This is a genomic window from Williamsia deligens, from assembly GCF_024171765.1.
GTDB classification, from domain to species: domain Bacteria; phylum Actinomycetota; class Actinomycetes; order Mycobacteriales; family Mycobacteriaceae; genus Williamsia_A; species Williamsia_A deligens.
The window spans coordinates 12,804-38,689 of record NZ_JAMTCI010000001.1 but is presented as its reverse complement, the minus strand read 5'-3'; the positions used below and the strand labels follow the sequence as shown (position 1 = coordinate 38,689).

General features: G+C 70.1%; 22 protein-coding genes, 1 pseudogene and 1 riboswitch. Of the genes and pseudogenes, 12 read left to right on the top strand and 11 right to left on the bottom strand.

Going from position 1 to position 25,886, the window contains the following annotated elements; all coding sequences use genetic code 11:
* The first annotated feature begins 65 nt into the window (after positions 1-65).
* Entirely contained in the window at positions 66-1,511 is a 1,446-nt protein-coding gene (locus tag LX14_RS00180) for an Hsp70 family protein (RefSeq protein WP_253645283.1), read from the top strand.
* A gap of 73 nt (positions 1,512-1,584) precedes the next feature.
* On the opposite strand, the gene metX is transcribed toward LX14_RS00180, so the two are convergent.
* Together metX and LX14_RS00170 are read right to left on the bottom strand one after the other, a co-directional pair.
* Positions 1,585-2,721: a homoserine O-acetyltransferase MetX gene (gene metX, locus LX14_RS00175; RefSeq protein ID WP_253645282.1), complete on the bottom strand. Its 1,137-nt coding sequence runs from the start codon at positions 2,719-2,721 to the stop codon at positions 1,585-1,587.
* Position 2,722: 1 nt separating this feature from the next.
* Entirely contained in the window at positions 2,723-4,060 is a 1,338-nt protein-coding gene (locus LX14_RS00170; RefSeq protein WP_253645281.1) for a bifunctional o-acetylhomoserine/o-acetylserine sulfhydrylase, read from the bottom strand.
* A gap of 57 nt (positions 4,061-4,117) precedes the next feature.
* Positions 4,118-4,241: riboswitch (SAM riboswitch) on the bottom strand.
* A 199-nt stretch (positions 4,242-4,440) separates the two neighbouring features.
* On the opposite strand from LX14_RS00170, the gene LX14_RS00165 reads away from it, so the two are divergent.
* The 5 genes from LX14_RS00165 (at position 4,441) to yhjD (ending at position 9,952) form a co-directional block, all read left to right on the top strand.
* Positions 4,441-5,664: an NADP-dependent isocitrate dehydrogenase gene (locus LX14_RS00165; protein ID WP_253645280.1), complete on the top strand. Its 1,224-nt coding sequence runs from the start codon at positions 4,441-4,443 to the stop codon at positions 5,662-5,664.
* Between the two features lie 82 nt (positions 5,665-5,746).
* Positions 5,747-7,024 carry an MFS transporter gene (locus LX14_RS00160; RefSeq protein ID WP_372505214.1) on the top strand — a complete coding sequence of 426 codons (1,278 nt, stop codon included), beginning with the start codon at positions 5,747-5,749 and terminating at the stop codon, positions 7,022-7,024.
* Between the two features lie 11 nt (positions 7,025-7,035).
* A complete protein-coding gene (locus tag LX14_RS00155) occupies positions 7,036-7,863 on the top strand; it encodes an exodeoxyribonuclease III (protein WP_253645279.1) in 828 nt (275 codons plus the stop codon).
* 23 nt (positions 7,864-7,886) lie between these two features.
* Positions 7,887-8,897 carry a tryptophan--tRNA ligase gene (gene trpS / locus LX14_RS00150; protein ID WP_253645278.1) on the top strand — a complete coding sequence of 337 codons (1,011 nt, stop codon included), beginning with the start codon at positions 7,887-7,889 and terminating at the stop codon, positions 8,895-8,897.
* Positions 8,898-8,917: 20 nt separating this feature from the next.
* Positions 8,918-9,952 (top strand): inner membrane protein YhjD, encoded by a 1,035-nt coding sequence (gene yhjD, locus LX14_RS00145; protein ID WP_253645277.1) that lies wholly within the window; start codon positions 8,918-8,920, stop codon positions 9,950-9,952.
* Here yhjD and LX14_RS00140 read toward each other — a convergent pair whose 3' ends face one another.
* The 4 genes and pseudogenes from LX14_RS00140 to LX14_RS00125 form a co-directional block, all read right to left on the bottom strand.
* The gene (locus LX14_RS00140) at positions 9,953-11,254 is read right to left on the bottom strand and encodes a D-alanyl-D-alanine carboxypeptidase family protein (RefSeq protein ID WP_253645276.1); all 1,302 of its coding nucleotides are present in this window, start codon (positions 11,252-11,254) and stop codon (positions 9,953-9,955) included.
* Between the two features lie 11 nt (positions 11,255-11,265).
* Positions 11,266-12,072: an alpha/beta fold hydrolase gene (locus LX14_RS00135; RefSeq protein ID WP_253645275.1), complete on the bottom strand. Its 807-nt coding sequence runs from the start codon at positions 12,070-12,072 to the stop codon at positions 11,266-11,268.
* Positions 12,073-12,136: 64 nt separating this feature from the next.
* The gene (locus LX14_RS00130) at positions 12,137-13,537 is read right to left on the bottom strand and encodes an aspartate aminotransferase family protein (protein WP_253645274.1); all 1,401 of its coding nucleotides are present in this window, start codon (positions 13,535-13,537) and stop codon (positions 12,137-12,139) included.
* Positions 13,534-14,021, bottom strand: a pseudogene (locus tag LX14_RS00125) (Lrp/AsnC family transcriptional regulator). The gene LX14_RS00130 and the pseudogene LX14_RS00125 overlap by 4 nt, the downstream one beginning before the upstream one ends.
* A gap of 73 nt (positions 14,022-14,094) precedes the next feature.
* On the opposite strand from LX14_RS00125, the gene LX14_RS00120 reads away from it, so the two are divergent.
* Together LX14_RS00120 and LX14_RS00115 are read left to right on the top strand one after the other, a co-directional pair.
* Positions 14,095-15,582 carry an aminobutyraldehyde dehydrogenase gene (locus LX14_RS00120; RefSeq protein ID WP_253645272.1) on the top strand — a complete coding sequence of 496 codons (1,488 nt, stop codon included), beginning with the start codon at positions 14,095-14,097 and terminating at the stop codon, positions 15,580-15,582.
* 65 nt (positions 15,583-15,647) lie between these two features.
* Positions 15,648-17,027: an NAD(P)/FAD-dependent oxidoreductase gene (locus LX14_RS00115; RefSeq protein WP_253647822.1), complete on the top strand. Its 1,380-nt coding sequence runs from the start codon at positions 15,648-15,650 to the stop codon at positions 17,025-17,027.
* Position 17,028: 1 nt separating this feature from the next.
* On the opposite strand, the gene LX14_RS00110 is transcribed toward LX14_RS00115, so the two are convergent.
* Together LX14_RS00110 and LX14_RS00105 are read right to left on the bottom strand one after the other, a co-directional pair.
* On the bottom strand, positions 17,029-17,925 hold the full coding sequence (locus LX14_RS00110) for a universal stress protein (RefSeq protein ID WP_253645271.1): 897 nt from the start codon (positions 17,923-17,925) through the stop codon (positions 17,029-17,031).
* Positions 17,915-19,420 (bottom strand): APC family permease, encoded by a 1,506-nt coding sequence (locus tag LX14_RS00105; protein ID WP_253645270.1) that lies wholly within the window; start codon positions 19,418-19,420, stop codon positions 17,915-17,917. Before LX14_RS00105 ends, LX14_RS00110 begins: the two co-directional genes overlap by 11 nt.
* Positions 19,421-19,545: 125 nt before the next feature.
* On the opposite strand from LX14_RS00105, the gene LX14_RS00100 reads away from it, so the two are divergent.
* The gene (locus tag LX14_RS00100) at positions 19,546-20,235 is read left to right on the top strand and encodes a DedA family protein (RefSeq protein ID WP_253645269.1); all 690 of its coding nucleotides are present in this window, start codon (positions 19,546-19,548) and stop codon (positions 20,233-20,235) included.
* Here LX14_RS00100 and LX14_RS00095 read toward each other — a convergent pair.
* Entirely contained in the window at positions 20,188-21,306 is a 1,119-nt protein-coding gene (locus tag LX14_RS00095) for an alcohol dehydrogenase catalytic domain-containing protein (protein WP_253645268.1), read from the bottom strand. The genes LX14_RS00100 and LX14_RS00095 overlap by 48 nt on opposite strands.
* Positions 21,303-21,800: an acyl-CoA thioesterase gene (locus LX14_RS00090; protein WP_253645267.1), complete on the bottom strand. Its 498-nt coding sequence runs from the start codon at positions 21,798-21,800 to the stop codon at positions 21,303-21,305. The genes LX14_RS00095 and LX14_RS00090 overlap by 4 nt, the downstream gene beginning before the upstream one ends.
* Before the next feature lie 77 nt (positions 21,801-21,877).
* Between LX14_RS00090 and LX14_RS00085 the strand changes: the two genes are divergently transcribed.
* Together LX14_RS00085 and LX14_RS00080 are read left to right on the top strand one after the other, a co-directional pair.
* Complete coding sequence (locus tag LX14_RS00085; RefSeq protein ID WP_253645266.1) at positions 21,878-22,807, top strand: HpcH/HpaI aldolase/citrate lyase family protein; 930 nt, start codon at positions 21,878-21,880, stop codon at positions 22,805-22,807.
* 22 nt (positions 22,808-22,829) lie between these two features.
* Entirely contained in the window at positions 22,830-23,828 is a 999-nt protein-coding gene (locus LX14_RS00080; RefSeq protein ID WP_253645265.1) for a YihY/virulence factor BrkB family protein, read from the top strand.
* 10 nt (positions 23,829-23,838) lie between these two features.
* On the opposite strand, the gene glpK is transcribed toward LX14_RS00080, so the two are convergent.
* Entirely contained in the window at positions 23,839-25,386 is a 1,548-nt protein-coding gene (gene glpK, locus LX14_RS00075) for a glycerol kinase GlpK (RefSeq protein WP_308214109.1), read from the bottom strand.
* Positions 25,387-25,549: 163 nt separating this feature from the next.
* Here glpK and LX14_RS00070 point away from each other — a divergent pair, with 163 nt between their 5' ends.
* Positions 25,550-25,876, top strand: coding sequence for a hypothetical protein (locus LX14_RS00070; RefSeq protein WP_253645264.1), 327 nt, complete (start codon positions 25,550-25,552; stop codon positions 25,874-25,876).
* Positions 25,877-25,886 lie beyond the last annotated feature (10 nt).

Sequence of the window (25,886 nt, the reverse complement as noted above, 5' to 3'; positions counted from 1 at the left end):
TCCTTGACAGGTTCCACACCGTCAGGACGCACGACGACCACCGCGTCCGCCGACTCCGGAAGACGATGACGCACCCCATCACCACGACACTCGGCCTCTCCGCCGGCAGCGGCATGATCCACTGCGCCCTGGTGACCGTGGACGACCATCAGCGTCTCGTCGTCGACTCCCGCGTGATCGACGTCGACCACACCGACCGTCTCGACGGACCGGGCCGGGTCAACTCCGGGATCGACCTCATGTTGGACCGTGCCGCCGAGACCGGCCTCTCGGTCACCGCGATCGGCGTCGCCGCCCGCGGTGGGGCGATCACCTCCCGGGGCTCCGGCCGACGCCGTCAGGTGCATGTCGTCGACGACCCCGAGGCGATCGGCCTGGCCCTGGCCCACACCGGCGCGGTGGCCGCACATCCGCGCGTCGTCGTCGTGGACAGCGGCGACAGCGGGACGTCGGTGTTCACGCTGCGGACCGACGACGGCGTCATCTCGACGGTGGAGCGGACCACGGAGCTGTCCGGTGCCGGGATCGACGAGGTGCTCGCGGGTCGCGCGGCGGGATCGATGACCGACCTCGGTCGACGGCGTCGGGCCGAGCTGCTGAGCGCGTGTCGCACGGCGAAAGAGGAACTGGGAGCGGCCCAGTCGGCGACGGTGACGGTCGCCGGTCACGATTTCTCGATCACCGCGGCCATGCTCGACGAGATCGTGGCCGGCGGTGCCGCCGTGGTCGGCGAGGCCGTCGAGAGGGTGCGCCGCCGCGACGCGACCGACCCCGGGCCGGTCGTGCTGGTCGGTGGGTTGGCCGCGATGCCCGCCGTCCGCACCGCGATCGAGCGGTCCACCGGCGACGCCCCCCTCGTCCCCGAGACGCCCGAACTGCTCAGTGCCATCGGCGCGGCGCTGGCCGCACGACCCGGCTCGCAGGCCCGGTCCACGCTGGGTTTCATCGGCGGCCGACGCCCCCGCGATCTGCTCTCGGTCGTCCCGGTGGCCGTCGTCGGAGCGGTCGTCGTCGCGGCCATGCTCACAGCCGTCGTCATCGGTGTCGGGGTGCACGGGACATCGGCGTCCACCGGCGCCGATCCGTCGACCACAGTCCCGTCGTCGGTGTCGCAGGTCCGCGGGGATCCGGTGGCGTCCACGGTCCGTGCCACCCCGACGACCACCGCCACGCCGTCCGTCGCGCCGACGGGGGCGCCCGACGCGGATCGATCGGAGGCGCCGACGACCACCACGGCGACCGGCGGCTACGAGTACGCCCCCGATCTCGACGGGGAGGGGCGCGCCACCCGGCCGTGGGCCACGACGCAACTGCCCACCACACAGCAGGGCGGCGACGTCCCGACGTCGACGATCACCGCGCCGCCGCCGTCCTCCACGGCGCCGTACGACTCACCGATCACCGATGCGCCGTCGTTGACGCCGTATCCGCTGACGCCCTACCCGTTCACGCCGGTGCCCGGTCCGACGACCGCGCCGCGGTCGATCGCGCCGGGTGCCGTTGCGCCGTAACAGTTCTCGGGAGCACCGCACCGCACCGACGACGCCGGCTGGTCCGTCATCGAGATGATCATGCCGGGGGCGCTCAGCTGCGGGCGAGTTCCATCGTCCGCTTGAGCAGGTCCGCCACGGCGTCGATCTCGGTGAGGAAGCCGTCGTGTCCGCTGTCGGACTGGACGACGTGCAGTCCTCCGACGCACCCCGGCAACAGCTGCGCCAACTCCGCCTGCGTCCGCAGGGGGTACAGCCGGTCGGAGGAGATCCCGCCGACGATGCACGGGACCGTGCACGATCGCAGGGCCGCCTCGACGCCGCCCCGGTTGCGGCCGACGTCGTGGTTGTTGAGCACCTCGCTGAGCACGACGTAGCTACCGGGATCGAAACGGGCGGCGAGCTTGTCGGCCTGGTGTTCGAGGTAGCTCTGCACCGCGTATCGACCGCCCGCCAGCGGGTTCTCGTCGTCCTGGAAGTCGTTGTGGAACCGGTTGTCCAGCTCGATCTCCGAGCGGTAGTACATGTGCGCCACCCGGCGGGCCACGCCCAGTCCGGCTGTCGGCGCGATGCCGGTGCCGTGGTAGTCGCCGCCCTGCCACGCGGGATCGGCGGTGATCGCCGCGATCTGCGTCGTCTGCGTGCCGATCTGGTCGGCGGTGGCCCGGGGGCCGACGGCGAGGACGAGGCCGCTCCGCACGCGGTCGGGATGTCCGATCATCCACTCCAGCGAGCGGGCCCCGCCCATGGAGCCGCCGAGAACCGCGGCGACGGAATCGATTCCGAGCCGTTCCATCAGGGCGACCTCGGCGCGGACCTGGTCGAGCACGGTGATGTGGGGGAAGCGGGAACCCCACGCCCGCCCGTCCGGGGCGGGCGACGACGGACCGGTGGACCCGCCGCAGCCACCGAGGACGTTCGCGGAGATGACGCACCACTCGTCGGTGTCGACCGAGCACCCGGGTCCGATCAGCCCGTCCCACCATCCCGGCAACGGGTGACCGGGTCCCGGGGGACCGATGACGTGGGAGTCGCCGGTGAGCGCGTGCAGCGTCAGCACCACGTTGTCGCGGGTGGGGGACAGGCGTCCCCACCGCTGGAACGCCATGGTGACGTCGTCGATGACATCACCGTTGTCGAGCGCGATCGACCCCACGGACACGCGCGTCAGTTCGCCGTCGGGGAGTGTCTCCCAGTCGGTCTCGGTCGGTGTCCGGGGGTCGATCGTCACCTCAGCGTGCCGCTCGGAATCCCTGTTCGAGATCGGCGATGATGTCGTCGACACCCTCGAGTCCGACCGCGAGCCGGACGAGACCCGGGGTCACGCCTGCGGCGAGCTGCTCCTCGGCGATGAGCTGCGAGTGCGTCGTCGACGCGGGGTGGATGACCAGCGAGCGCACGTCGCCGATGTTGGCGACATGGCTGTGCAGGGTCAGCGCGTCGACGAACCGCTTGCCGGCGTCGACACCACCGACGATCTCGAACGCGACGATCGCGCCCTGACCGCGCGGGGCCAGCTTCTGGCCACGCTCGTACCACGGGGAGGACGGCAGGCCGGCGTAGGCGACCGACTCCACCTGATCGTGCTTCTCGAGGAAGTCGGCGACCTTGCGCGCGTTCTCGACGTGGCGCTCGATGCGCAGGCTGAGGGTTTCGAGACCCTGCGAGATGAGGAACGCGTTGAACGGTGCGATCGCGGCACCGGTGTCGCGCAACCACTGCACACGCGCCTTGAGGGCGAACGCCGGCGCGCCGAGATCGGCGAACACCGCACCGTGGTAGCTCGGGTCCGGGGTGGTGAAGCCGGGGAACAGGTCCTGGCCGTCGCGCTGTCCGCGCCAGTCGAACGTGCCGCCGTCGACGATGACGCCGCCGACCGCGGTGCCGTGACCACCGATGTACTTGGTCGCCGAGTGCACGACGATGTCGGCGCCGTGGGAGAGCGGCTGAATCAGGTACGGGGTCGCCACCGTGTTGTCGACGATGAGCGGCACCCCGTGCTCGTGCGCCAACGCCGACACCGCCGGGATGTCGAGGATCTCGTTGTTGGGGTTGGCGATCGTCTCGCCGTAGAACGCGCGGGTGGTCGGACGCACCGCGGCACGCCACGACTCGATGTCGTCGGGGTTCTCGACGAACGTCACCTCGATGCCCAGCTTGGGCAGCGTGTAGTGGAAGAGGTTGTAGGTGCCGCCGTAGAGGCGGGGGCTGGAGACGACGTGGCCACCGGCCTCGACGATGTTGAGGATCGCGTAGGTCTCGGCGGCCTGGCCGGACGCGACGAGCAGTGCCGCGACGCCGCCCTCGAGCGCGGCGAGGCGCTGCTCGACCGCGTCCTGCGTCGGGTTCATGATCCGGGTGTAGATGTTGCCCGGCTCGGCGAGGCCGAACAGGTCCGCGGCGTGCTGCGTGTCGCGGAAGGTGTACGAGGTGGTCTGGTAGATCGGCAGAGCGCGCGCGGAGGTGGCCGCGTCGGCGGTCTGGCCCGCGTGGATCTGCTTGGTCTCGAAGCTCCACGAGGCCGTGGGGTCTTCGGGTTCGAGGGTTCCGTCGTACGGGAGATCGCTCATCAGGGGTGCTTCCTTGAGGTCGCGCCGGGCATCGCCGCCCGGGGGGTCCGACCATCGGACCCGCGCTTGCCGTGGACCGCGACTCGCGGACCCACAACCTGGTCTTTCACCCGGAGCACCCCACCGCGGTTGGAGGGTTGCCGGTCAGCCGAGCCGGGGCTTGTCGCTGACACTCATGACCTGGCGCCAAGGATATAGCATCGTGAATTCGCTCATGGCAGCCTCTGGAATCGTCGCGATCGAAATGCCGGGTGCCCCGGTGTCGAGTCGGTGAGGACGCCTCGCGCGGCGCGGACTACGGTGGACTCGGCCCCACACCGGCACCCACAAGGTGCCTCCCCCGGGAGCCGGCCATCACGCCGAGGAGGACGCGCAGTCACATGGGCAAGATCAAGGTAGAGGGCACCGTCGTCGAACTCGACGGCGACGAGATGACTCGCATCATCTGGCAGTTCATCAAAGAGAAGCTGATCCACCCCTACCTCGACGTCAACCTCGACTACTACGACCTGGGCATCGAGTACCGCGACGAGACCGACGACCAGGTCACCGTGGACGCGGCACACGCCATCCAGAAACACGGCGTCGGCGTCAAGTGCGCGACGATCACCCCCGACGAGGCCCGCGTCGAGGAGTTCGGTCTGAAGAAGATGTGGCGGTCGCCCAACGGGACGATCCGCAACATCCTCGGCGGCACCATCTTCCGCGCGCCCATCATCATCTCGAACGTCCCCCGGCTCGTGCCCGGCTGGACCAAGCCGGTCATCGTCGGTCGCCACGCCTTCGGCGACCAGTACCGCGCCACCGACTTCAAGGTCCCCGGCGCCGGCACGGTCACCATCACCTACACCCCCGAGGACGGGTCCGAGCCCATCGAGCACGAGATCGTGCAGATGGACAAGGAAGGGGGCGTCGTGATGGGGATGTACAACTTCAACAAGTCGATCGAGGACTTCGCGCGCGCCTCCCTGAACTACGGCCTGCAGCGCAACTACCCGGTCTACCTGTCGACCAAGAACACCATCCTCAAGGCCTACGACGGTGCCTTCAAGGACATCTTCGCCGATGTCTTCGAGAAGGAGTTCAAGTCGGAGTTCGACGCCGCGGGGATCCACTACGAGCACCGCCTCATCGACGACATGGTCGCGTCCTCCCTGAAGTGGGAGGGCGGCTACGTCTGGGCGTGCAAGAACTACGACGGCGACGTCCAGTCCGACACCGTCGCGCAGGGCTACGGCTCGCTCGGTCTGATGACCTCGGTGCTGATGACCCCGGACGGCGGCATCTGCGAGGCCGAGGCGGCCCACGGCACCGTGACGCGCCACTTCCGCCAGCACCAGCAGGGCAAGCCGACGTCGACCAACCCGATCGCGTCGATCTTCGCCTGGACCCGGGGCCTCGAGCACCGCGGCAAGCTCGACAACACCCCCGAGGTGATCGAGTTCGCCCACCAGCTCGAGGACGTCGTCATCAACACCGTCGAGAGCGGCAAGATGACCAAGGACCTCGCGCTGCTCGTGGGCGGCGACCAGGAGTACCTGACGACCGAGGAGTTCCTCGGCGCCATCGACGAGAACCTCGAGGCCGCGCGCCGCGACAGCTGATCGCGACACCCGCGGCGGGGTGTGAACAGTCTCACCGCCGCGGGAGGGATGGACCCGGCGGTCGCCGGGGTTCGATTCCCTCGTGACCGTCACCGACCAGAACCTCACCGACAGCGCCGCCACAGCCACCACCGACGCGGTGCCGCTGGGTGCGCCGGTGTCGTCGTCGGTCCGGCGCTGGGCGGTCCTGGCCCTCGCGCTCGGCGGGTTCGGCATCGGGACCACAGAATTCGTCGCGATGGGGCTCCTGCCCGACATCGCCGGATCGATGGGTGTGTCGGAACCCTCGGCCGGACATGTCATCTCGGCCTACGCTCTCGGGGTCGTCGTGGGTGCGCCGGTGATCGCGGCGCTCACCGCGCGGATGTCGCGACGCCGCCTGCTCATCGGGTTGATGGTGGCGTTCACCGTCGGCAACCTGGCCAGTGTCGTCGCGCCCGATCAGACGACGCTGATGATCGCCCGCTTCGTCTCGGGCCTGCCCCACGGCGCCTACTTCGGTGTCGCGGCGCTGGTCGCGTCACACCTCGCGGGCCCCGGCAACCGTGCGAAGTCCGTCGGGCAGGTGATGATGGGGCTGTCGGTGGCGAATGTCGTCGGTGTCCCCGTCGCGACCTGGCTCGGAGAGCACCTCGGGTGGCGGTCGGCGTTCGCGCTCGTCGTCGTCATCGGACTGCTCACCCTCGTCGCGCTGCTCCGGTTCCTCCCGACGCTGTCGTCGATGACCGTCACGAACCCCCTCACCGAGCTGGGTGCCCTGCGGCGCCCGCAGGTGTTGTTGACCGTGCTGATCGGCATCGTCGGTTTCGGTGGGATGTTCGCCTTCTACACCTACATCCACACCACGCTGACCGACGTCTCCGGACTCCCGGGCGGTCTGGTGCCGGTGGCGCTGATGCTCTTCGGTCTCGGCATGGTCGTCGGCAACCTCGTGGGCGGCGCGCTCGCCGACCGATCGGTGACGCTCACCCTCACCGTCGGTCTCGCGGCGATCGCCGTGGTGCTCCTCGCGTTCGCGACGTTCGCGGGGACGGTGTGGATCGCGGTCCCGCTCGTGTTCGCCGTCGGCGTCACCGGGTCGGCGCTCGTGCCCGCGCTGCAGACACGTCTGATGGACACCGCGGCCGACGCGCAGACACTGGCCGCCGCGCTGAACCACTCGGCGCTCAACGTCGCCAACGCCGCCGGGGCATGGCTCGGCGGCATCGTGATCGGCGCCGGTCTCGGGTACCGCGCGCCCTCGGTGCTCGGCGCTGGGTTGGCCGTGGCGGGACTCGTCGTCCTCGCGGTGGCGACCGTGACGGCCCGCCGCCACGCTGCGGTCACCTCCCGGCGCGGCGCCGTCGGCACCACTGCCTAGACTCCCTGCCCGTGTCCACCATCGTCACCACGGCCAACGTCAACGGCATCCGCGCGGCGGTCAAGGAACGCAACCCCGACAACCCCGGGATCCTGCCGTGGCTGGGTGACCCCACCGGACGCCGCTTCGTCCTGATCCAGGAGATCCGGGCGAGCGAGGAGCAGGCACGCGAGGCACTGGCCCCGGCGCTCGACGCGGGGTGGCGACTGGCGATGTGCGAGTCGGTGAAGAAGGGCCACGCGGGCGTCGGTGTGCTCTCCACGGTCGACGTCGACGCGGTCCGTGTCGGCGTCGGCAGCGACGAATTCGACGACACGGGGCGGTATCTCGAGGTCGACGTCGCCGCGGACGGTGACGACCCGGCCCTGACCCTCGGCTCGCTGTACCTGCCCAAGGGCGCCGCGGACGGTGAGAAGCGCGACGAGAAGTTCCGCTTCCTCGACGTCTTCGCCGGTCACCTCGCGGCGTTGGGCCGCAAGCGGCGTGGGGTCGTCGTGGCCGGCGACTGGAACATCGCGCACGACAACCGGGACATCAAGAACTGGAAGGGCAACCAGAAGAGTCCGGGCTTCCTCCCGGAGGAGCGGGCCTGGGTCGACGAGGTCCTCGCCGGGCGGTGGAGCGATGTCCTGCGCGACGTCGTCGGTGACGTGGACGGCCCGTACTCGTGGTGGTCGTGGCGGGGCAAGGCTTTCGACACGGACTCGGGGTGGCGGATCGACTACCACCTCGCCAACGCCACGATGGCGGCCCGCGTCCGATCGGCGCGGGTCGAGCGTCCCGAGGCGTACGACCGTCGATGGTCCGACCACGCGCCGGTCACCGTCGAATTCGATTGAGCGGGTCTGAAACAATCCCTCTCATGACCACCCCGCGCGTGCTGTCCGGTATCCAACCGACCAGCGACTCGTTCCATCTCGGCAACTACCTGGGAGCGGTGCGCCAGTGGGTGTCGCTGCAGGACGGATTCGACGCGTTCTACTTCGTCCCGGACCTGCACGCGCTGACCGCCGCGTTCGATCCCGAGCTGCTGGCGGACAGGACGCGCCGGGCCGTCGCCCAGATCATCGCCGTCGGGGTCGACCCCTCCTCGGCGACGCTCTACGTGCAGTCGCACGTGCCGGAGATCTCGCAGCTGACCTGGGTGCTGTCGTGCATCACCGGGTTCGGTGAGGCCAACCGGATGACGCAGTTCAAGGACAAGTCGGCCAAGGGCGGCGCCGACGCCGCGGGCGTCGGGTTGTTCACCTATCCGATCCTCATGGCCGCCGACATCCTCGCGTTCGACGTGAACCGCGTCCCGGTGGGCGAGGACCAACGCCAGCACCTCGAGTTGACCCGGAACCTGGCGCAGCGCTTCAACTCTCGGTTCGGTGAGACGTTCGTCGTGCCCGAGGCGCACATCGTCACCGAGACCGCGAAGATCTACGACCTGCAGAACCCGACCGCGAAGATGAGCAAGTCCGCGGACTCCGACGCCGGGCTCATCAACCTCCTCGACGACCCGAAGCGCTCGGCGAAGAAGGTGCGCTCCGCCGTCACCGACACCGGACGCGAGATCATCGTCGACCGGGAGAACAAGCCGGGTGTGACCAACCTGCTGACCATCCACTCGGCCCTGTCGGGGACACCGGTACAGGAGCTCGTCGAGCATTTCGCGGGGAAGGGCTACGGCGACCTCAAGGTCGAGACCGCGCAGATCCTCACCGATTTCGTCGCACCGCTGCGCAGCCGCGTCGACGAGCTGATGGCAGACCCCGCGCACCTCGACGCGATCCTCGCCCAGGGCGCCGAACGGGCACGGGAGGTCGCGTCGCGGACGCTCGCCCGGGTCTATGACAGGGTGGGATTGTTGAGCGCGACAAGGCCGTAGGGCACGAGGAACGGGTGACGATGGCGGACACCACGACGCAGGACGACAAGCCCTCGCGGCTCGACACCCTCCGGGCCCGGTACCCGTGGCTCGATCATCTCGTCGCGGCCGGCGCGCGATACCAGGGCTCCAAGGGCGACTTCTTCGCCGCCGGGGCGACGTACTTCAGCGTGCTGGCGCTGTTCCCGCTGCTCATGGTGGCGTTCGCGATCGCCGGATTCGTCTTCGTCGCGAGCCCAGACCTGCTCGACCAGGCCAAGCAACAGATCACGGACTCGGTCTCGGGAGACATGGGCAACCAGCTCAACGACCTCATGGACCAGGCGATCTCGTCGCGCACCTCCATCGGCCTCATCGGTCTGCTGTTGGCGCTGTACTCGGGGCTGGGCTGGATGGCGAACCTGCGCAACGCCCTGACGGTGCAGTGGGGTCCGGAACCACCCGCACAGTCGTTCGTGCGCACCAAGATCGGGGACCTGGGCGCGCTGCTCGGTCTGTTCGTCGCGCTCGCCGTGTCGTTCGGTCTGTCCGCGCTCGCGGGCAGCGGGCTGACGAGGTGGGTGCTCGACCACATCGGTGTCGGCGACGTGCCCGGCATCTTCATCGTGGTGCGCGTGGTGTCCGTCCTGGTGTCGCTGGGTGCGTCGACGCTGCTGTTCACCTGGGCCATCGCCCGGTTGCCGCGGATCCCGCTGCCGTATCGCAACGCCGTGAAGGCGGGCCTGCTCACGGCCGTGGTGTTCGAGGTCTTCAAGCTCGTCGCCACCTTCTATCTCCGCACCGTGCTGAGCGGACCGGCGGGCGCCACCTTCGGCCCGATCATCGGCATCATGGTGTTCGCGTTCTTCACCACGCGGATCGTGTTGTTCGCGACGGCCTGGGCGGCCACGGACGAGATGAACCGCACCTACGGGGCCGCGGCTGTGCCCGACCCCGTGGTGATCGAACCGCGCGTCGTCGTCTCGCCGACCACACCCGGCGTCGGCGCGGTCACCGCGTTGGTCGCCGGTGCGGTGACCGCCGTCGGTGTGCTGCGCTGGCGTCGTCGGGACTGACTAGCGCGTCCGGCGGTTGATCCGCACCGCGGCGACCACCAGACCGGCCACGACGACGACCCCGACCCCGCCGATCAGCAGGCGTTCGCCCACGCCGCCGCCCGATGGGCCCTCGTCGGACACGTTCTGGGCGATGGCCGGTCCCGCGGTGCTGCGGCGAGTGGTCGTCGAGCCGCTCCCGGACGACGCCCGGCCGTCCACGAGAGTTCCCACGGATGCGGTCCTGGGGATCGCGAACCCGTACTCCAGCAGTGCCTTCGCCTGATCCCAGTACGAGTCGTCCATCTCGTTGAACCCGTACATCTGGACCACGACGAGCGTGCGGCCGTCGCGTTCGACCGCTCCGACATAGGTCTTGCGGGCGTCGTCGGTGAACCCGGTCTTACCGCCGATGACACCGGGGAATCCCTCGGTGAGCAGGCGGTTCTGCGACTGCATCTGGTAGCCGGCATGGGGTTTGTCGCCGGGGACGTCCGCGAGCGGTGGGTATCCGGGGAACGGCGCGTCGACATGGGAGATCAGGTCGCGGAAGGTCGGGTCGCGCAGCGCCGCCCGGAAGATCAGGGCGAGATCGTACGGCGACGTGCTCATCCCGGGTGCGTCGAGACCCGACGGCGAGGCGGCGCGGGTGTCCTTTGCGCCGAGCGAGTGCGCGAGGTCGTTCATCTTGCCCACGGCGGTCTCGTACCCGCCGAGTTCGCGCGCCAGGGCGTTGGCGCAGTCGTTGCCGGAGACCATCAGCAGGCCCTGCAGCAGCTGGCGCACCGTGTAGGTCCCGCCGGGGCCGATCCCCGCGGAGTCGCCCTCCATGGAGTAGTCCTCGCGGGTACCGGTCACCACGGTGTCGAGATCGAGGTCCCGCAGTGCGGTCAGGGCGAGCAGGGTCTTGATGGTCGAGGCCGGGCGGTAGCGGCCGTGCGGGTCCTTCGCGGCCAGGACGGTCCCCGACGTGGCGTCGGCGACCAGCCAGCCCGCCGAGGTGAGGCCGCGCGGGACGTCGGCGGAGCCGGCGGTCACGACGCCGCAGGCGCCGAGCCGGTCGCCACCCACGGGTGGGCGGGGCACGGGCAGGGCGGCGGGCGCCTGCTGACCCGGCGGCGGGACCTCCGAGGTGTCGACGGGTGGAGCCGGCGCCGTCTGGTAGGGGCAGGCGGAGGTGTCGGGCGTGACCGGGGCGGCTGCCGGTGGGGTCGCGGCGACCGGTGCCGCACCCGCGGGCGCGGCCGCGAGGGGCAGCGCCGCGATCGCGCCGAACAGGCCGGCGGCGAGCGCGACCCGGGCCGCTCGGGACACATCACGCATGAGCGCCGAACCTACAGTGTCGCGGTGTCGCCGCCGAGGAACCGCGCCGCCTGCGTACCCCATCCGCGGATCTGGTCGGGGATGGTGGCGACCTGCAGCGTCGCCGCGGGCAACGCGTCGGCGAGCGCCTCGGCGGTGCTGACGGGATGTCCGGGATCGGTGTCCCACGGCAACAGCAGCGTCGGGTGGGTGATCCGTGCGAGCTCGGACGGGTCGGGGAGGTCGGAGGCGGCGGCGCCCCGCAGCAGCGCGGGGAAGCATCCGTCCACGACGTCCGCGGTGTAGGGCCGCCGGGCCAGCGGTGCCAGGATCGGCGGCTGCGGTTCGTCCGCGGCGGCGGCGAGATACGCGTCGATGCCCTCGGTGTCGATGGCGTCGGCGGCGTCGCGGTAGCCGGCGACGTGGGGCGCGCGGGTCTCCCATGCCGTCGGGGGGATCGCGAGGACGAGACGTCGGATGCGGTGCGGTGCACGCAGTGCGGCGTAGAGCGCGCTCGCTGTCCCCATGGACATCCCGATGAGGTCGACCGGGCTGCCCGGCGACACCGTGTCGATCACCGCGAGCAGGTCGTCGGCGAGCCGGGGCCAGGTGTACTCCGCGGGATCCGTGCCCCCGGTGGAGCGACCGTGTCCGCGGGCGTCGTACCGCACGAGGACACGGTGACCGAGCCCCGCGGGACCCCAGTCGAACACGCCGTCGCCGTCCATCGCCGCCCGACTCGACGACATGCCGTGGGCCACGACGGTGACGGGGACGTCGGCGACGGGTGGGTCGCACGCCAGGACGGCGCCCGGTCGGGCGATTTCGAGGTCGGTCACGACCACGATCATCACCCACGCGAACGACCGCCGCGCGGCCGACGGTCAGATCGCGGTGTACACCTCAGATCTTGGTGTAGGCCTCGGTCAGGACCGACCGCAGGATGGACTCGATCTCGTCGAACTCCGCCTGACCGCTGATGAGAGGCGGCGCCAGCTGGACCACCGGGTCCCCCCGGTCGTCGGCCCGGCAGTACAGCCCGGCGTCGAACAGGGCGTGCGACAGGAAGCCGCGCAGCACCCGCTCGGACTCCTCGTCGGTGAAGGTCTCCTTGGTGGCCTTGTCCTTGACGAGCTCGATCCCGTAGAAGAACCCCTCACCGCGCACGTCCCCGACGATCGGGAGGTCGTGCAGACGCTTCAGGGTGCGTCGGAAGTCCGGGGCGGTGGCCTTCACGTGGTCGGTGATGCCCTCCGCGTCGAACAGGTCGAGGTTCGCCAGCGCGACAGCCGCCGACACGGGGTGACCGCCGAAGGTGTAGCCGTGGGCGAAGGAGGTGACGCCGTCGTCGAACGGCTCGAACAGCCGGTCGCTGGCGATCATGGCCCCGATGGGCGAGTACCCCGAGGTCATGCCCTTCGCGCAGGTGATGATGTCGGGCACGTAGCCGAAGTCGTCGCACGCGAACATCGACCCGATGCGTCCGAAGGCGCAGATGACCTCGTCGGAGACGAGCAGCACGTCGTACTCGTCGCAGATCTCGCGGACCCGCTCGAAGTAGCCGGGAGGCGGCGGGAAGCAGCCTCCCGCGTTCTGCACCGGTTCGAGGAAGACCGCCGCGACGGTGTCGGGGCCCTCGAACTCGATGGCCTCGGCGATGCGGTCGGCGGCCCACCGCCCGAACGCCTTCTCGTCGTCGCCGTGCTCCGGCGCCCGGTAGAAGTTGGTGTTGGGTGCCCGGAACGCACCCGGGGTGAGCGGCTCGAAGTCCTGCTTCATCGCGGGGATGCCGGTGATCGCCAACGCGCCCTGCGGGGTGCCGTGGTAGGCCACCGACCGCGAGATGACCTTGTGCTTCAACGGTTTGCCGGTCAGCTTGAAGAACTTCTTCGCGAGCTTCCAGGCGCTCTCGACCGCCTCGCCACCACCGGTGGTGAAGAAGACGCGGTTGAGATCGCCGGGCGCGTAGTTGGCCAGTCGCTCGGCGAGCGCGGCGGCCGGCGGGGTCGTGTACGACCACAGGGGGAAGAACGCGAGCGACGACGCCTGCTCCGCGGCCGCGCGTGCGAGTTCCTCACGGCCGTGGCCGAGTTGCACGACGAACAGACCGGAGAGCCCGTCGAGGTAGCTCCGCCCGCGATCGTCGAAGATGCGGACACCCTCACCCCGGGTGATGACCGGGGGGACGATCTCGGCGCCGTGGCGGGCGAAGTGGCCCCACAGGTGCCGAGCGCTGCGCGCGCCGATGTCGGAGGTGGGTTCGGTGATGGAGCCGTGTGCGGGCTCGATCGGCGTCGTGGTCATCGGGTACCCCAATTGTATTGTTGCTTCACGAGTTTCAGGTAGACGAGGGTCTCGGTGGCGGTCACTCCGGGCTGTGCGCGGATCTTCTTGTTCAGCAGGTCGAGCAAGCGGGTGTCGTCCTCGCAGACGACCTCGACGACGACGTCGAACGAGCCCGCGGTGAGGACGACGTAGTCGATCTCGTCGATCTCGGCCAGCGCCTCCGCCACGGCCACCGAGTCCCCGGTGCAGCGGATACCGATCATGGCCTGTCGCGCGAACCCGACACGGAGGGGATCGGTGACGGCGACGATCTGCAGGAGCCCGCTGTCGCTGAGCTTCTGCACCCGGTTGCGCACCGCGGCCTCGGACAGGCCGACCGACTTGCCGACCGAGGCGTAGGACCGGCGTCCGTCCGCCTGCAGCTCCTCGATGATCCGTTTCGACACCTCGTCGAGGTCTTTGGTCACGCGCCGATTGTCGCGGAATCAGCGATCTGAAGCAAGCGATGACACCGAATCCGTCGTGACGACGCCGATACGGAGAGGAATCAGTCGTGCTCGCCTACACTTGCCGCCATGCCGCGCACCGTGCCCTCGAGTTGGTTGTCCGGATCCGCCCACAGCACCGACGGGCCCGAGCACCAGGTGGTGAACCCCGCGACCGACGAGGTCGTGGCGACCATGCGCCTGGCCACCGCGGCCGACGTGGACGTGGCGATGGCGCAGGCGCGTGCCGCACAGCCCGCGTGGGGCGGCCTCACCCCCGCCGAGAGGTCGGGGGTGCTCGCCGAACTCGCCCGCCGGATCGAGGGTGCCACCGACGAACTCGTCGCCGACGAGGTGGCGCAGACCGGCAAGACGACGCGGTTGGCCACCGAGTTCGACGTACCCGGGGCCGTCGACACGACGGCGTTCTTCGCCGGCGCTGCCCGACTGCTGGAGGGCAAGGCCACGGCCGAGTACTCCGCCGATCACACCTCGTCCATCCGTCGTGAACCGGTCGGCGTGGTCGGGACCGTGACACCGTGGAACTACCCACTGGGGATGGCCATCTGGAAGGTCATGCCCGCGCTCGCCGCCGGCTGCGCCGTGATGCTCAAGCCGGCCGAGATCACCCCGCTGACCTCACTGACGCTCGCACGTCTGGCGACCGAGGCCGGTGTCCCCGACGGCGTGTTCGGCGTGCTCACCGGGACCGGCCCGGAGGTGGGCGCGGCGATCGCCGGACACCGGGCCGCCGACGTCGTCACCTTCACCGGCTCGACGGCGGTCGGGCGGCAGGTCATGGCCGCCGCGGCGGCGCGTGGCACCCGGGTGCAGCTCGAGCTCGGCGGCAAGGCGCCGTTCGTCGTCTTCGCCGACGCCGACCTCGACGCCGCGGTCCACGGCGCGGTCGCGGGCGCACTCATCAACTCCGGCCAGGACTGCACGGCCGCCACCCGGGCGATCGTCGCGCCCAGCCTGCACGACGACTTCGTCGCCGGCGTCGCCGAACTCATGGCGGCCGTCCGCGTGGGCGACCCCACCGATCCCGACACCGACATGGGTCCGGTCGTGTCCCACCGGCACCGGGACAAGATCGCGGGCATGGTCGACCGCGCCGCCGCGGCCGGCGCCCGCATCGTCGCCGGTGGGGTGGTCCCCGACGGGCCCGGCGCCTTCTACCCGCCCACCCTGATCGACGGGGTCGACGAGCAGAGCGAGATCTACCGCGACGAGGTGTTCGGTCCGGTGCTGACGGTGTCCACCTTCGACGGCGAGGACGACGCACTGCGCCGCGCCAACGACACCGACTACGGACTGGCCGCCTCGGCATGGACGCGTGACGTCTTCCTCGCGCAGCGGGCGTCCCGGGAGATCCACGCCGGATGTGTGTGGATCAACGACCACATCCCGATCATCAGCGAGATGCCGCACGGTGGTTTCGGGGCGTCGGGCTTCGGCAAGGACATGTCGGCGTACTCGTTGGAGGAGTACCTGTCGATCAAGCACGTCATGAGCGACATCACCGGGGTGGCCGCCAAGGAGTGGCACCGCGCGGTGTTCACGCTGCCGGACCGGTGACCGACGTCGCGCCGGCCGCGACCGCGGCCGCCTGGGCGGAGGGCCCCACCACCCGCGGCCGGGCGATGGTCGCCGACGCCCGCCGGGTGCCGTACTGGCTCGACCGTCCCGACCGGCCCGCGGCCCGGCTGGCGCTCGACGGTGACCTCGACTGCGACCTCCTCGTCGTGGGCGGCGGGTTCACCGGGCTCTGGACCGCGGTGCAGGCGGCGGAGGAGGACCCGGGACGACGGGTCGTCCTACTGGAGGGCGATCGGATCGCCGAGGGTGCGAGCGGTCGCAACGGGGGATTCTGCGCGGCGAGTCTGACGCACGGGATCGCCAACGGTCTTTCGCGCTTCCGCGACGAGATGCCCGCGCTGCTCGACATGGGCCTGGCGACGCTCGACGCGATCGAGGAGACCCTGGACCGTCTCCGGATCGACGCCGCGTTCGAGCGCGTCGGTGAACTCGACGTCGCGACCTTCGACTGGCAGGTCGCCGATCTGGAGTCCGACGCCCGCACCGCACGGGATCTCGGCCTCGACGTCACGTTCCGCCGGGCCGGCGACACCGACGCCGACATCCGCTCACCCATGGTCGCGGCCTACGCGCACGACCCGACGGTCGCGCTCGTCGACCCCGCGAGACTCGCCTGGGGCCTCGCCGACGCCGCGGAGCGTCTCGGCGTGAGGATCCTGGAGAACTCGGCGGTCACGGTGCTCCGCCGCCACCGGGGTGGCGGTGTGCGCGCGATCTGCCACAGGGGTGCTGTCACCGCCGATCGTGCGGTCATCGCGACAGCGGCTGCGCGCCCGCTGCTCCGGCGCAACCGGTTGTCGATGGTGCCCGTCTTCGACTACGCCCTCATGACCGCTCCGCTGACACCGGAGCAGCTCGCCGACATCGGGTGGTCCGGGCGGGAGGGACTCGCCGACGTCGGCAACCGCTTCCACTACATCCGGCGCACGGTCGACGACAGGATGCTGTTCGGTGGGTGGGACGCCGTGTACCACTTCGGTTCCGACGACGATCCGCGCCACCGCGTCGACGACGACGAGTTCGCCGTGCTCGCCGAACATCTCGTGCAGATGTTCCCGACCCTCGCCGACGTCGCCATCACCCATGCCTGGGGCGGGGCGATCGACACCTGCTCACGTTTCTGCGCGTTCTGGGACCGCGCACTGGGCGGCCGCGTGGTGTCGGTGCTGGGGTTCACCGGACTCGGCGTCGGCGCATCGCATTTCGGTGCACGCGTTGCGCTGGACCTCGTCGACGGCCGGGACACCGACCGGACCCGCCTGTCGATGGTGCGGGGACGACCGCTGCCGTTCCCGCCGGAACCGCTGCGCTGGATCGGCATCACCCTGACCCGACGGGCGTTCGCGCGTGCCGACCGCGACCACGGACGTCGCGGACCGTGGTTGCGGGCGATGGACGCCCTCGGGCTGGGTTTCGACAGCTGAGTCAGGCGTCGCCGGAGTTCGGCACCACGAGGATCGGCGCCGTCGTGCTCCGCAGGATCCGAGAGGCCGTGGACCCCAGGAAGACCCGGCTCGGCGGACCCAGTCGCGACGAGCCCACCACGAGCAGGTCGCTGTCGCCGAAGCGCAGACTCGCGACCGCGGCCTCCAGGGTGTCGCCGTCGCCGACGAGCGCGTCGATCTCGGCTCCCGTGCCCAGTCGCGCCCGGGCGTCGTCGAGCGCCGCCTGCGCGGCCGCGATCTGTCGCGTACGGGTGCGGGCGGATGCCTCCGCGTCGATGTCGGTGTGGTCGTCGGACGAGACCAGGCAGACCAGCCGCATCGCCAGGCCCGCGCGACGGGCGAGGTCCGTGGCGACCGGCAGGGGATCGTCCCCGCGGCGGACGGCGGGGACGGCGACGGTCACCGTGGCGAGGCGGGCGTCGGACCGATCGGCATGTCCGCGCGGAGCCAGCGCCACCGGCAGCGAGGCGCAGTGCAGCAGTTCGGAACTGATAGAACCCAGCGAGTGTCGGCCGATGATGCCGTCCCGCGTCCCGCCGACCACGATCATCGTGGCGCCCAGTGACGTGGCGGTGTCCAGCAGACCGCCGGTGAACGATTCCGCCACCGGTGCATGCGTCGCGACCGGGACACGTCCGGCCACGATGCGTTCGCCGTCGGCGAGCCAGCGGTGCGCCCGCTCGACGAGCAGCTGCTGGTACGGGGCGCGACCGGGCGTGCCGTCGGGCTCCTCCTCGCGGACGACGCACACCAGGTCGAGGACGGCGCCGAGGGCCTGCGCGAGGGACACCCCGAGCTCGACACCGTCGGCACCCGACGGCGTCGCGAGATAGCCGACGACGACGTGGGCGCGATCACGGGTCGCGTCAGGAGACATCGGGCACCTTCACCTCGGTGGTCGCGTTGAGTGTTCGGCCGCGGAAGAAGTCTCGTCCGCCCGCCACGCACAGGAGCATGAGCGGGATGCCGAGGACCAGCATGCCGACACCCATGATGAACACCCCACCCACCCCGCCGAGCGAGGTGGAGCCGTAGTCGGGTGCCACCATGTCGCTCGCGCTCTGGATGAACGCCCACGTCATGGCGATGCCGCCGAGCAACGGGAAGATGCCGCGCATGAACAGGTTCCGTGCCGACCGCAGCAGCGTGCGGCGGAAGTACCAGACGCAGGCGTAGGCGGTCACGCCGTAGTAGAAGGCGACCGCGAGGCCGAGTGATGCGACCGAGTCGCCCAACGTGTTCTGACTGACGAGGGAGAGGACGAGGTAGAACATCAGCGCCGCGCCACCCATGACCGCGGTCCCGAACGCCGGCGTCATGTAGCGGGGGTGGATCCGGGCGAAGCGGCGGGGGATCGCCTCGTACACGGCCATCGACAGCGTCCCGCGGGCGGTGGGCAGGATCGTCGACTGGGTCGAGGAGAGGGCGGAGATGCTGACCGTGAGCAGGAGCGCCGACGACATGACCACCCCACCGACGGGCTCACCGAGGATCGTCAGCACGTCGTCGGCGTTGTCGGGGTTGTTCAGGCCGATCCCGGTCTCGCCGAACCCGGCGAAGGACTGCACGGCGTAGGCGACCAGCACGTAGGTGCAGACCAGGATGAGAGTGGTCAGGACAGCGGCACGCCCGGGTGTGCGTGATGCGTCGCGGGTCTCCTCACCGACGGCCAGGCACGCGTCCCACCCCCAGTAGATGAAGATGCACAGGATGACGGCGGCCGCGAGCTCGGACGACGAGACCCCGCTCGGCCACAACCAGCTCCAGCTCGGTGTGATCGCCTGCGCGCCTGCGGATCCGGTGGCCACCTTCACCAGCGCGAGGACGCTGGCCACCACCAGGACGCCGAACTGGACGGCGATGAGCACGTTCTGGATGCGTTCGCTGATGACGATGCCGCGGATCGACACCCACGTCATGGCGAGGATGAGGACGCACCCCACCGACACCTTGACCCACAGGTTCTCGGCGAGACCGCCGAGGTGGAGGAACTCGAAGAGGTAGACCGCGGCGATCTCGGCCACGTTGGCCAGCACGATGATCGCGGAGACGGCGAGGCCCCAGCCGCCCATCCATCCGATCCACGGTCCGAAGGCCTTCGTCGCCCACGTGAACGTCGTCCCGCAGTCGGGGGTGTCCTGGCCGAGCTCCCGGTAGGCGAACGCGATGAGCAGCATCGGGATGAAGGCGATGACGAACATCGCGGGTGCCTTCGTGTGGACCTGCGCCACCACGTAGCCCAGGGTCGCGGCGAGGCTGTAGGCGGGTGCCACCGCCGAGAGCCCGATCACCACGTTGCCGACGAGCCCCAGGGCGCCGGCCTGCAGTCCCTTGTCCCCGGGTGACGTCTGCGGGTCCACCGATACGGCCATGCGGAAAAGATACGGTTTCCGCCGTCTGTTCGAGGTTTGATGACGAATTTGTTTGCCTGGCGGTAACACGGCGACGAAATCGGTTGCTTGGGCCGGGTGGGACGGAACGCGGCTATCGTGCACGGGTGATCGATGCACTCGTGCAGTGGCTGCTCGGACTCCCCCCGTGGGTCGCGCTGGTGATGGCGTTCCTGTTCCCGGCCCTGGAGGCGTCGATCTTCGTCGGGGTGGTGATCCCCGGCGAGATCGCGGTGCTCATCGCGGGTGTGATCGCCAGCGGCGGACGGCTCGAGTTGTGGGAGGTCCTCGTCGTGGCGATCGCGGGCGCGGTCATCGGCGACTTCATCGGCTTCGAGGTCGGGCGCCGGTGGGGGACCGTGCTGCTCGCGAAGCTGCCCGAACGGCTCGTCAAGCCCGACCACGTGCAGCGTGGGCGGGAGGAGCTGCGCAAGCGCGGTGCCGTCGCCGTCCTCGTCGGCCGGTGGATCGCCGCGCTGCGGGCGCTGATGCCGGGCCTCGCGGGGATGTCGGGGATGCGCCTGCGCACGTTCGTCATCGCGAACGCGATCGGCGGGGCGATCTGGGCCAGCGCCGTCGCGAGCCTCGGATACGTCGCGGGGTCGTCGTACAAGACCGTGGAGAGCAGCCTGGGCTATGCCTCCGAGATCCTCATCGGTCTCGTCGTGTTGGTGATCGTCGCTCTGGTCGTCCGGCACCAGCTCCGCAAGCGGCGAGCGGCGTCCGCCGGTGACGCCGCCCCGAGCGACTCAGTCGAACAGGATCACCTGGCGGATCGCCGTCCCGTCGGCGAGTGAGTCCATCGCGGCGTTGATGTCGTCGAGACCGATGCGCGAGGACACCAGCTTCTCCACCGGCAGCCGTCCCTGTCGCCAGAGGTCGGCGTAGACGGGGATGTCGCGGGAGGGGACGGCCGAACCGAGGTAGCTGCCGACGATGGTGCGCGCACCGGCGACGAGCGCCAACGGGGAGATCGACGACCGCGCGTCGGGTGCGGGCAGACCCACCGTGACGGTGATGCCGCCCGGTGCGGTGGCGGTGACCGCGGTCTCGAAGGCCCGGGCGTTCCCCGCCGCCTCGATCACCACGTCGGCGGTGATGCCCTGCTCCGCCACCTCCGCCGGTGTGTACGTCGCGGTCGCCCCGAGCTCCCGCGCGGTGGCGAGCTTGTCGTCGACGGCGTCGACGCCGATGACGTCGCCGGTCCGCAGGGACAGCGCGGTCAGCACCGCGGCCATCCCGACCCCGCCGAGCCCGACGACCATGACCGACTGTCCCTCGGTCGGCTTGCCCGCGTTGAGGACGGCCCCACCGCCGGTGAGGACCGCGCAACCGAGCACCGCGGCCACCTCGGGCGGTACGTCGTCGCCCACGGGTGTCACCGATCGACGGTCGACGACGGCGTGGTCGGCGAATCCGGAGACACCGAGGTGGTGGTGGACGGTGTGGTCGTCGGACGGGTCGACGGGATGCAGGCGACGGTCGCCGTCGAGCAGCGTGCCGGCGTTGTTGGCCAGTGAACCGGGCCCGCAGGGGAGTCGGCCGTCGGTGGCGCACTGCGCACACTCGCCGCAGCGGGGGAGGAACGCCATGACGACCCGGGTGCCCAGCTCGAGGTCGTCGACCTCCGAGCCGACGGCCACGACCCGCCCCGCGGCCTCGTGACCGAGGGCCATCGGCAGTGGCCGTGGCCGGTTGCCGTCCACGACCGACAGGTCGGAGTGGCAGACACCGGCGGCCTCGATGCGGACGGTGACCTCGTGCGGACCGGGCTCGTCGAGGTCGAGTTCCTCGACGACGATCGGCTGCGAGCGGGCGTAGGGCCGCTCACGACCCGATTCCTGCAGGACGGCTGCCCTGATCTTCATCGTCGTTCTCCTGCCGTCGTCGTGTCGTCGGTCGTGTCGTCGGGGGACCGCAGTGCTCCGGTGAGCACGCCGCGGACCGCGTCGGGGACGGGTACCGGTCTGCGGGATTCCGCGTCGACGTAGACGTGCACCCAGCGGCCCCGAGCCGACGGGGGGCCGTCGTCGGAGGTGAAGACGGCGAGATCGTAGGTGACCGACGACGTCCCCAGCCGGTCGACGGCGAGCCCGACGGTCACCGGCTCGGGGAACGCCACGGAGTCGAGGAAGCGGCAGCCGGATTCGACGACCACGTTCCGGACGGGGTCCCGGGCGGGGTCCAGAGTCACGCCGGCGGCGGCGAGTCCGTCGGCGAGCCAGCCGTTCACGGCGGTGTCGAAGAGTTGGTAGTAGACGGCGTTGTTGAGGTGGCCGTACATGTCGTTGTCCGACCAGCGGGTGGTCATCGGCCGGTGCACGGCGAAGTCCGTCCGCCGTAGTTCGTGATCGGTGCCCATCCGCGCCTCCCGCTCGTCCGACGTCGCCCCGGTGGGCGGTTTTGCTCACACGTGGTGGGTGGGCGACCATATGGGCGATGAACCCGCCACCGATCACCGACACCGACGTCGAGCCCGACGATATCGGCTCGCGCATCGACCCCGTGCTCGCCCGGAGCTGGCTGCTGGTCAACGGCATCGGCGCCGACCGGTTCCAGGCCGCCGCGCACTCCCGCGCCGACATCGTCGTCCTCGACATCGAGGACGCGGTGGCGCCCAAGGACAAGGTCGCTGCGCGCGACAACGTGGTGCGCTGGCTGTCCGCCGGCAACCCCGACTGGGTGCGCGTGAACGGCTTCGGCACACAGTGGTGGGAGGGCGACCTCGACGCACTCCGTGAGCTGGGCACCGGCCTGGGCGGGGTCATGCTCGCGATGGTGGAGTCGGTCGACCACGTCACCGAGACCGCCAAGCGGCTGCCGGGGATCCCGATCGTCGCGCTGGTGGAGACCGCTCGCGGACTGGAGCGCATCGGCGAGATCGCCGCGGCGAAGGGCACCTTCCGTCTCGCGTTCGGCATCGGCGACTTCCGCCGCGACACCGGGTTCGGCGAGAACCCCACCACGCTCGCCTACGCGCGGTCGCGCTTCACGATCGCCGCGAAGGCCGCGCACCTGCCCAGCGCGATCGACGGTCCCACAGTCGGGTCGTCGGCGCTGCGGCTCTCCGAGGCCACCGCGGTGAGTCGCGAGTTCGGCATGACGGGCAAGATCTGCCTCGCGCCGGACCAGTGTGCGGCGGTGAACGAGGGCTTGTCGCCCTCGCAGGAGGAGATCACCTGGGCGCGCGAGTTCTTCGCCGAGTTCGAGCGCGACGGCGGCGAGATCCGCAACGGCTCGGATCTGCCCCGTATCGCCCGGGCCACGAAGATCATCGACCTGGCGCGGTCCTACGGCATCGAGGTCCACGCCGACCACGACGACGACCCGGACCACGTGCCGGCGCCGTCGGACACGTACCACTACTGAGTCCGGGCCGGGTCCCGCCGCCGTGGTCGTCCGTCGTCTCGACGCAGTCCAGCGTCGCAACAAGGGCGTCGGTTTCGTCCTCGCCGTCTTCTACAAGTTCGTCGACGACCAGGGTGGGTATCTCGCCGCGCTGATCGCCTACTACGCGTTCATCTCGCTCTTCCCGTTGCTGCTGTTGCTGACGACGGGACTCGGTGTGGTCCTCGCCGAGCATCCGTCGCTGCAGCAGCGCCTCGTCGACTCCGCGCTCGGGGAGTTCCCCATCATCGGTGACCAGCTGGGTGAGCCGCGCCGACTGAGCGGGGGTGTCGCCGGTGTGGTCATCGGTGTGATCGGCGCGCTGTACGGCGGATCGGGGGTGGGACAGGCGTACCAGAACGCGATGAACGTGATGTGGTCCGTCCCGCGCAACGAACGCGGCAACCCCCTGATCTCGCGCCTGCGCAGCCTTCGTCTGCTCGTCGTGTTGGCGTTGGCGCTGGCGGGGACCACGCTGTTGTCACTGCTTGGCAACTTCGTCGACGGGTTCGGCACCCTGTCGACCCTCGGTCTGGCGGTCGCCGCGGTGGTGATCAACTCGTTCGTGTTCTCCCTCGGGTACCGGATCGGCACCGCGCGCGGTCTGTCGCTGCGGGAGGTGTTGCCGGGAGCCGCCGCCATGGCGGTGATCTGGCAGCTGCTGCAGACGTTCGGCGCGGTCTACGTCGGTCAGGTGGTCCGGCACGCGAGCGCCACGAACAGCATCTTCGCGGTCGTCCTCGGTCTGCTGGCGTTCCTGTACCTGACGTCGCTCGCGGTGGTCTTCACCGCCGAGATCAACTCCGTGCGGGTGCAGAAGCTCTACCCCCGTGCGCTTCTCACCCCGTTCACCGACGACGTCGTGCTGACGCGGGGTGACCGACGCACCTACACCGCGCAGGCGCAGGCGCAGCGCGCGAAGGGCTTCGAGCAGATCGACGTCACATTCGACCGCTCTGCGGACACGGCCGACGACACCGGGGAACCGCCGGAACGGCGCTGACCGTCACGGGTCAGACGTCGACCCAGTCCAGGGTGCGGGTGACGGCCTTCTGCCAGCGACCGTACTGGTCTGCCCGCTGGTCCTCGTCCCAGTGCGGCTCCCACCGCCTGTCCTCACGCCAGTGCGTCTCGAGTTCCTCCGTGGACGAGAAGAACCCGACGGACAGACCCGCCGCGTAGGCGGCACCGAGTGCGGTCGTCTCGGCCACCACCGGCCTGCTGACCGGTATGCCGAGCACATCGGACTGGATCTGCATGCACAGGGAGTTGGCGGTGACCCCACCGTCGACGCGGAGCACCTCGAGCTCCACACCCGAGTCCTTGCACATCGCGTCCGCGACGTCGCGGCTCTGGAAGCAGATGGCTTCCAGTGTCGCGCGGGCGATGTGGGCGTTGTTGGTGTAGCGGGTCAGGCCGACGATCGCCCCCCGCGCGTCGGACCGCCAGTACGGCGCGAACAGCCCCGAGAAGGCGGGCACGAAGTACACGCCACCGTTGTCCCGGACCTCGCCCGCGAGCGATTCGCTCTGCGCGGCACCGGAGATGATGCCGAGCTGGTCGCGCAGCCACTGCACTGCCGAGCCGGTCACCGCGATCGACCCCTCCAGGGCATAGACCGGTTTGTCGTCACCGAACCGGTAGCAGACGGTCGTCAGCAGTCCGTTGTCGGACCGCACGAGTTCCTCGCCGGTGTTGAGCAGCAGGAAATTGCCTGTGCCGTAGGTGTTCTTGGCCTGCCCCGGGGAGAAGCAGACCTGTCCGACCATCGCCGCCTGCTGGTCGCCGAGTGCGCCGGCGATCGGCACCTCCGCCGCGAGCGGGCCGCCGCGGGTGGTGTGTCCATACGGCTCGGTGGGGGAGGAGGAGACGATGGTGGGCAGCATCCCGCGGGGGATGTCGAACAGGGCGATGAGTTCGTCGTCCCAGTCGAGGGTCTCGAGATCCATGAGCATCGTGCGGCTGGCGTTGGTGACGTCGGTGACGTGCACCCCGCCGTCGACACCGCCGGTGAGGTGCCAGATGAGCCACGAGTCGATGGTGCCGAAGATCGCGTCACCGCTCTCAGCGGCGGCGCGCACACCGTCGACGTTCTCCAGGATCCACTGGACCTTGGCGGCCGCGAAGTACGTCGCGGGCGGGATGCCGGCCTTGCGGCGGATGGTGTCCGCGTGACCGTTGTCGCTGAGGGCTTTGGCGATCCGGTCGGTCCGCGTGTCCTGCCACACGATCGCGTTGTAGTACGGACGACCCGTCGTCCTGTTCCAGACCACTGTCGTCTCACGCTGGTTCGTGATGCCCAGGGCGGCGAGGTCGTCGGCGGCGATCCCGGCCCGGCGCAACGCGGTCTGCAGGACAGACGAGGTGCGCTCCCAGATCTCGACGGGATCGTGTTCGACCCATCCGGCCCGCGGCATCACCTGCTGATGCTCGAGCTGGTGTCGCGCGACCTCCGCCCCCTGGTGATCGAAGATCATGAACCGGGTGCTCGTCGTGCCCTGGTCGATCGCGCCCACGTACCTGGCCACGCGTCCCCTTCCGTCGAGGTTGTCGGGGACGATCCTGCCCTGTCGGGGCCGCGCCGCGTGGGACGATCGGCGCGTGCGGTCGGAGAACGATGACATCGTCGACCTGCTCGACCATGCGTTCCGTCGCCTCGTCGACAGGATGGGCGGCCTGACCGACGACGAGTAAGCATGGCATGCCATCGCCGGCGATCCCCGGGTGACCATCGCGTGGAGGATCGCCCACGTCACCGAGATGCTGGGCGATGAGCGCAACCGGCTGTGGCTCAGGCTCCGCTCGACGACGTCGACTCCGGCGGTCACCGATTCTGCGGTGGCGTCCGTCGATGCGCTCTGCGTCGTGTACGAGGATCTCCGTGAGGCGCTCGACTCGTCGCTGGACCTGGGGGCCGAGATCGGCCCTGCTGCAGGGCAGTACGCGACGTCGACCCGACGATCGTTCCTGCTCCATATCGCCGGTGAGTTGATCTATCACGCAGCGGAGGCGGCACTGCTCCGAGATTTGTGGGCCGTGCGCCTGCACTGATGGTCGAACA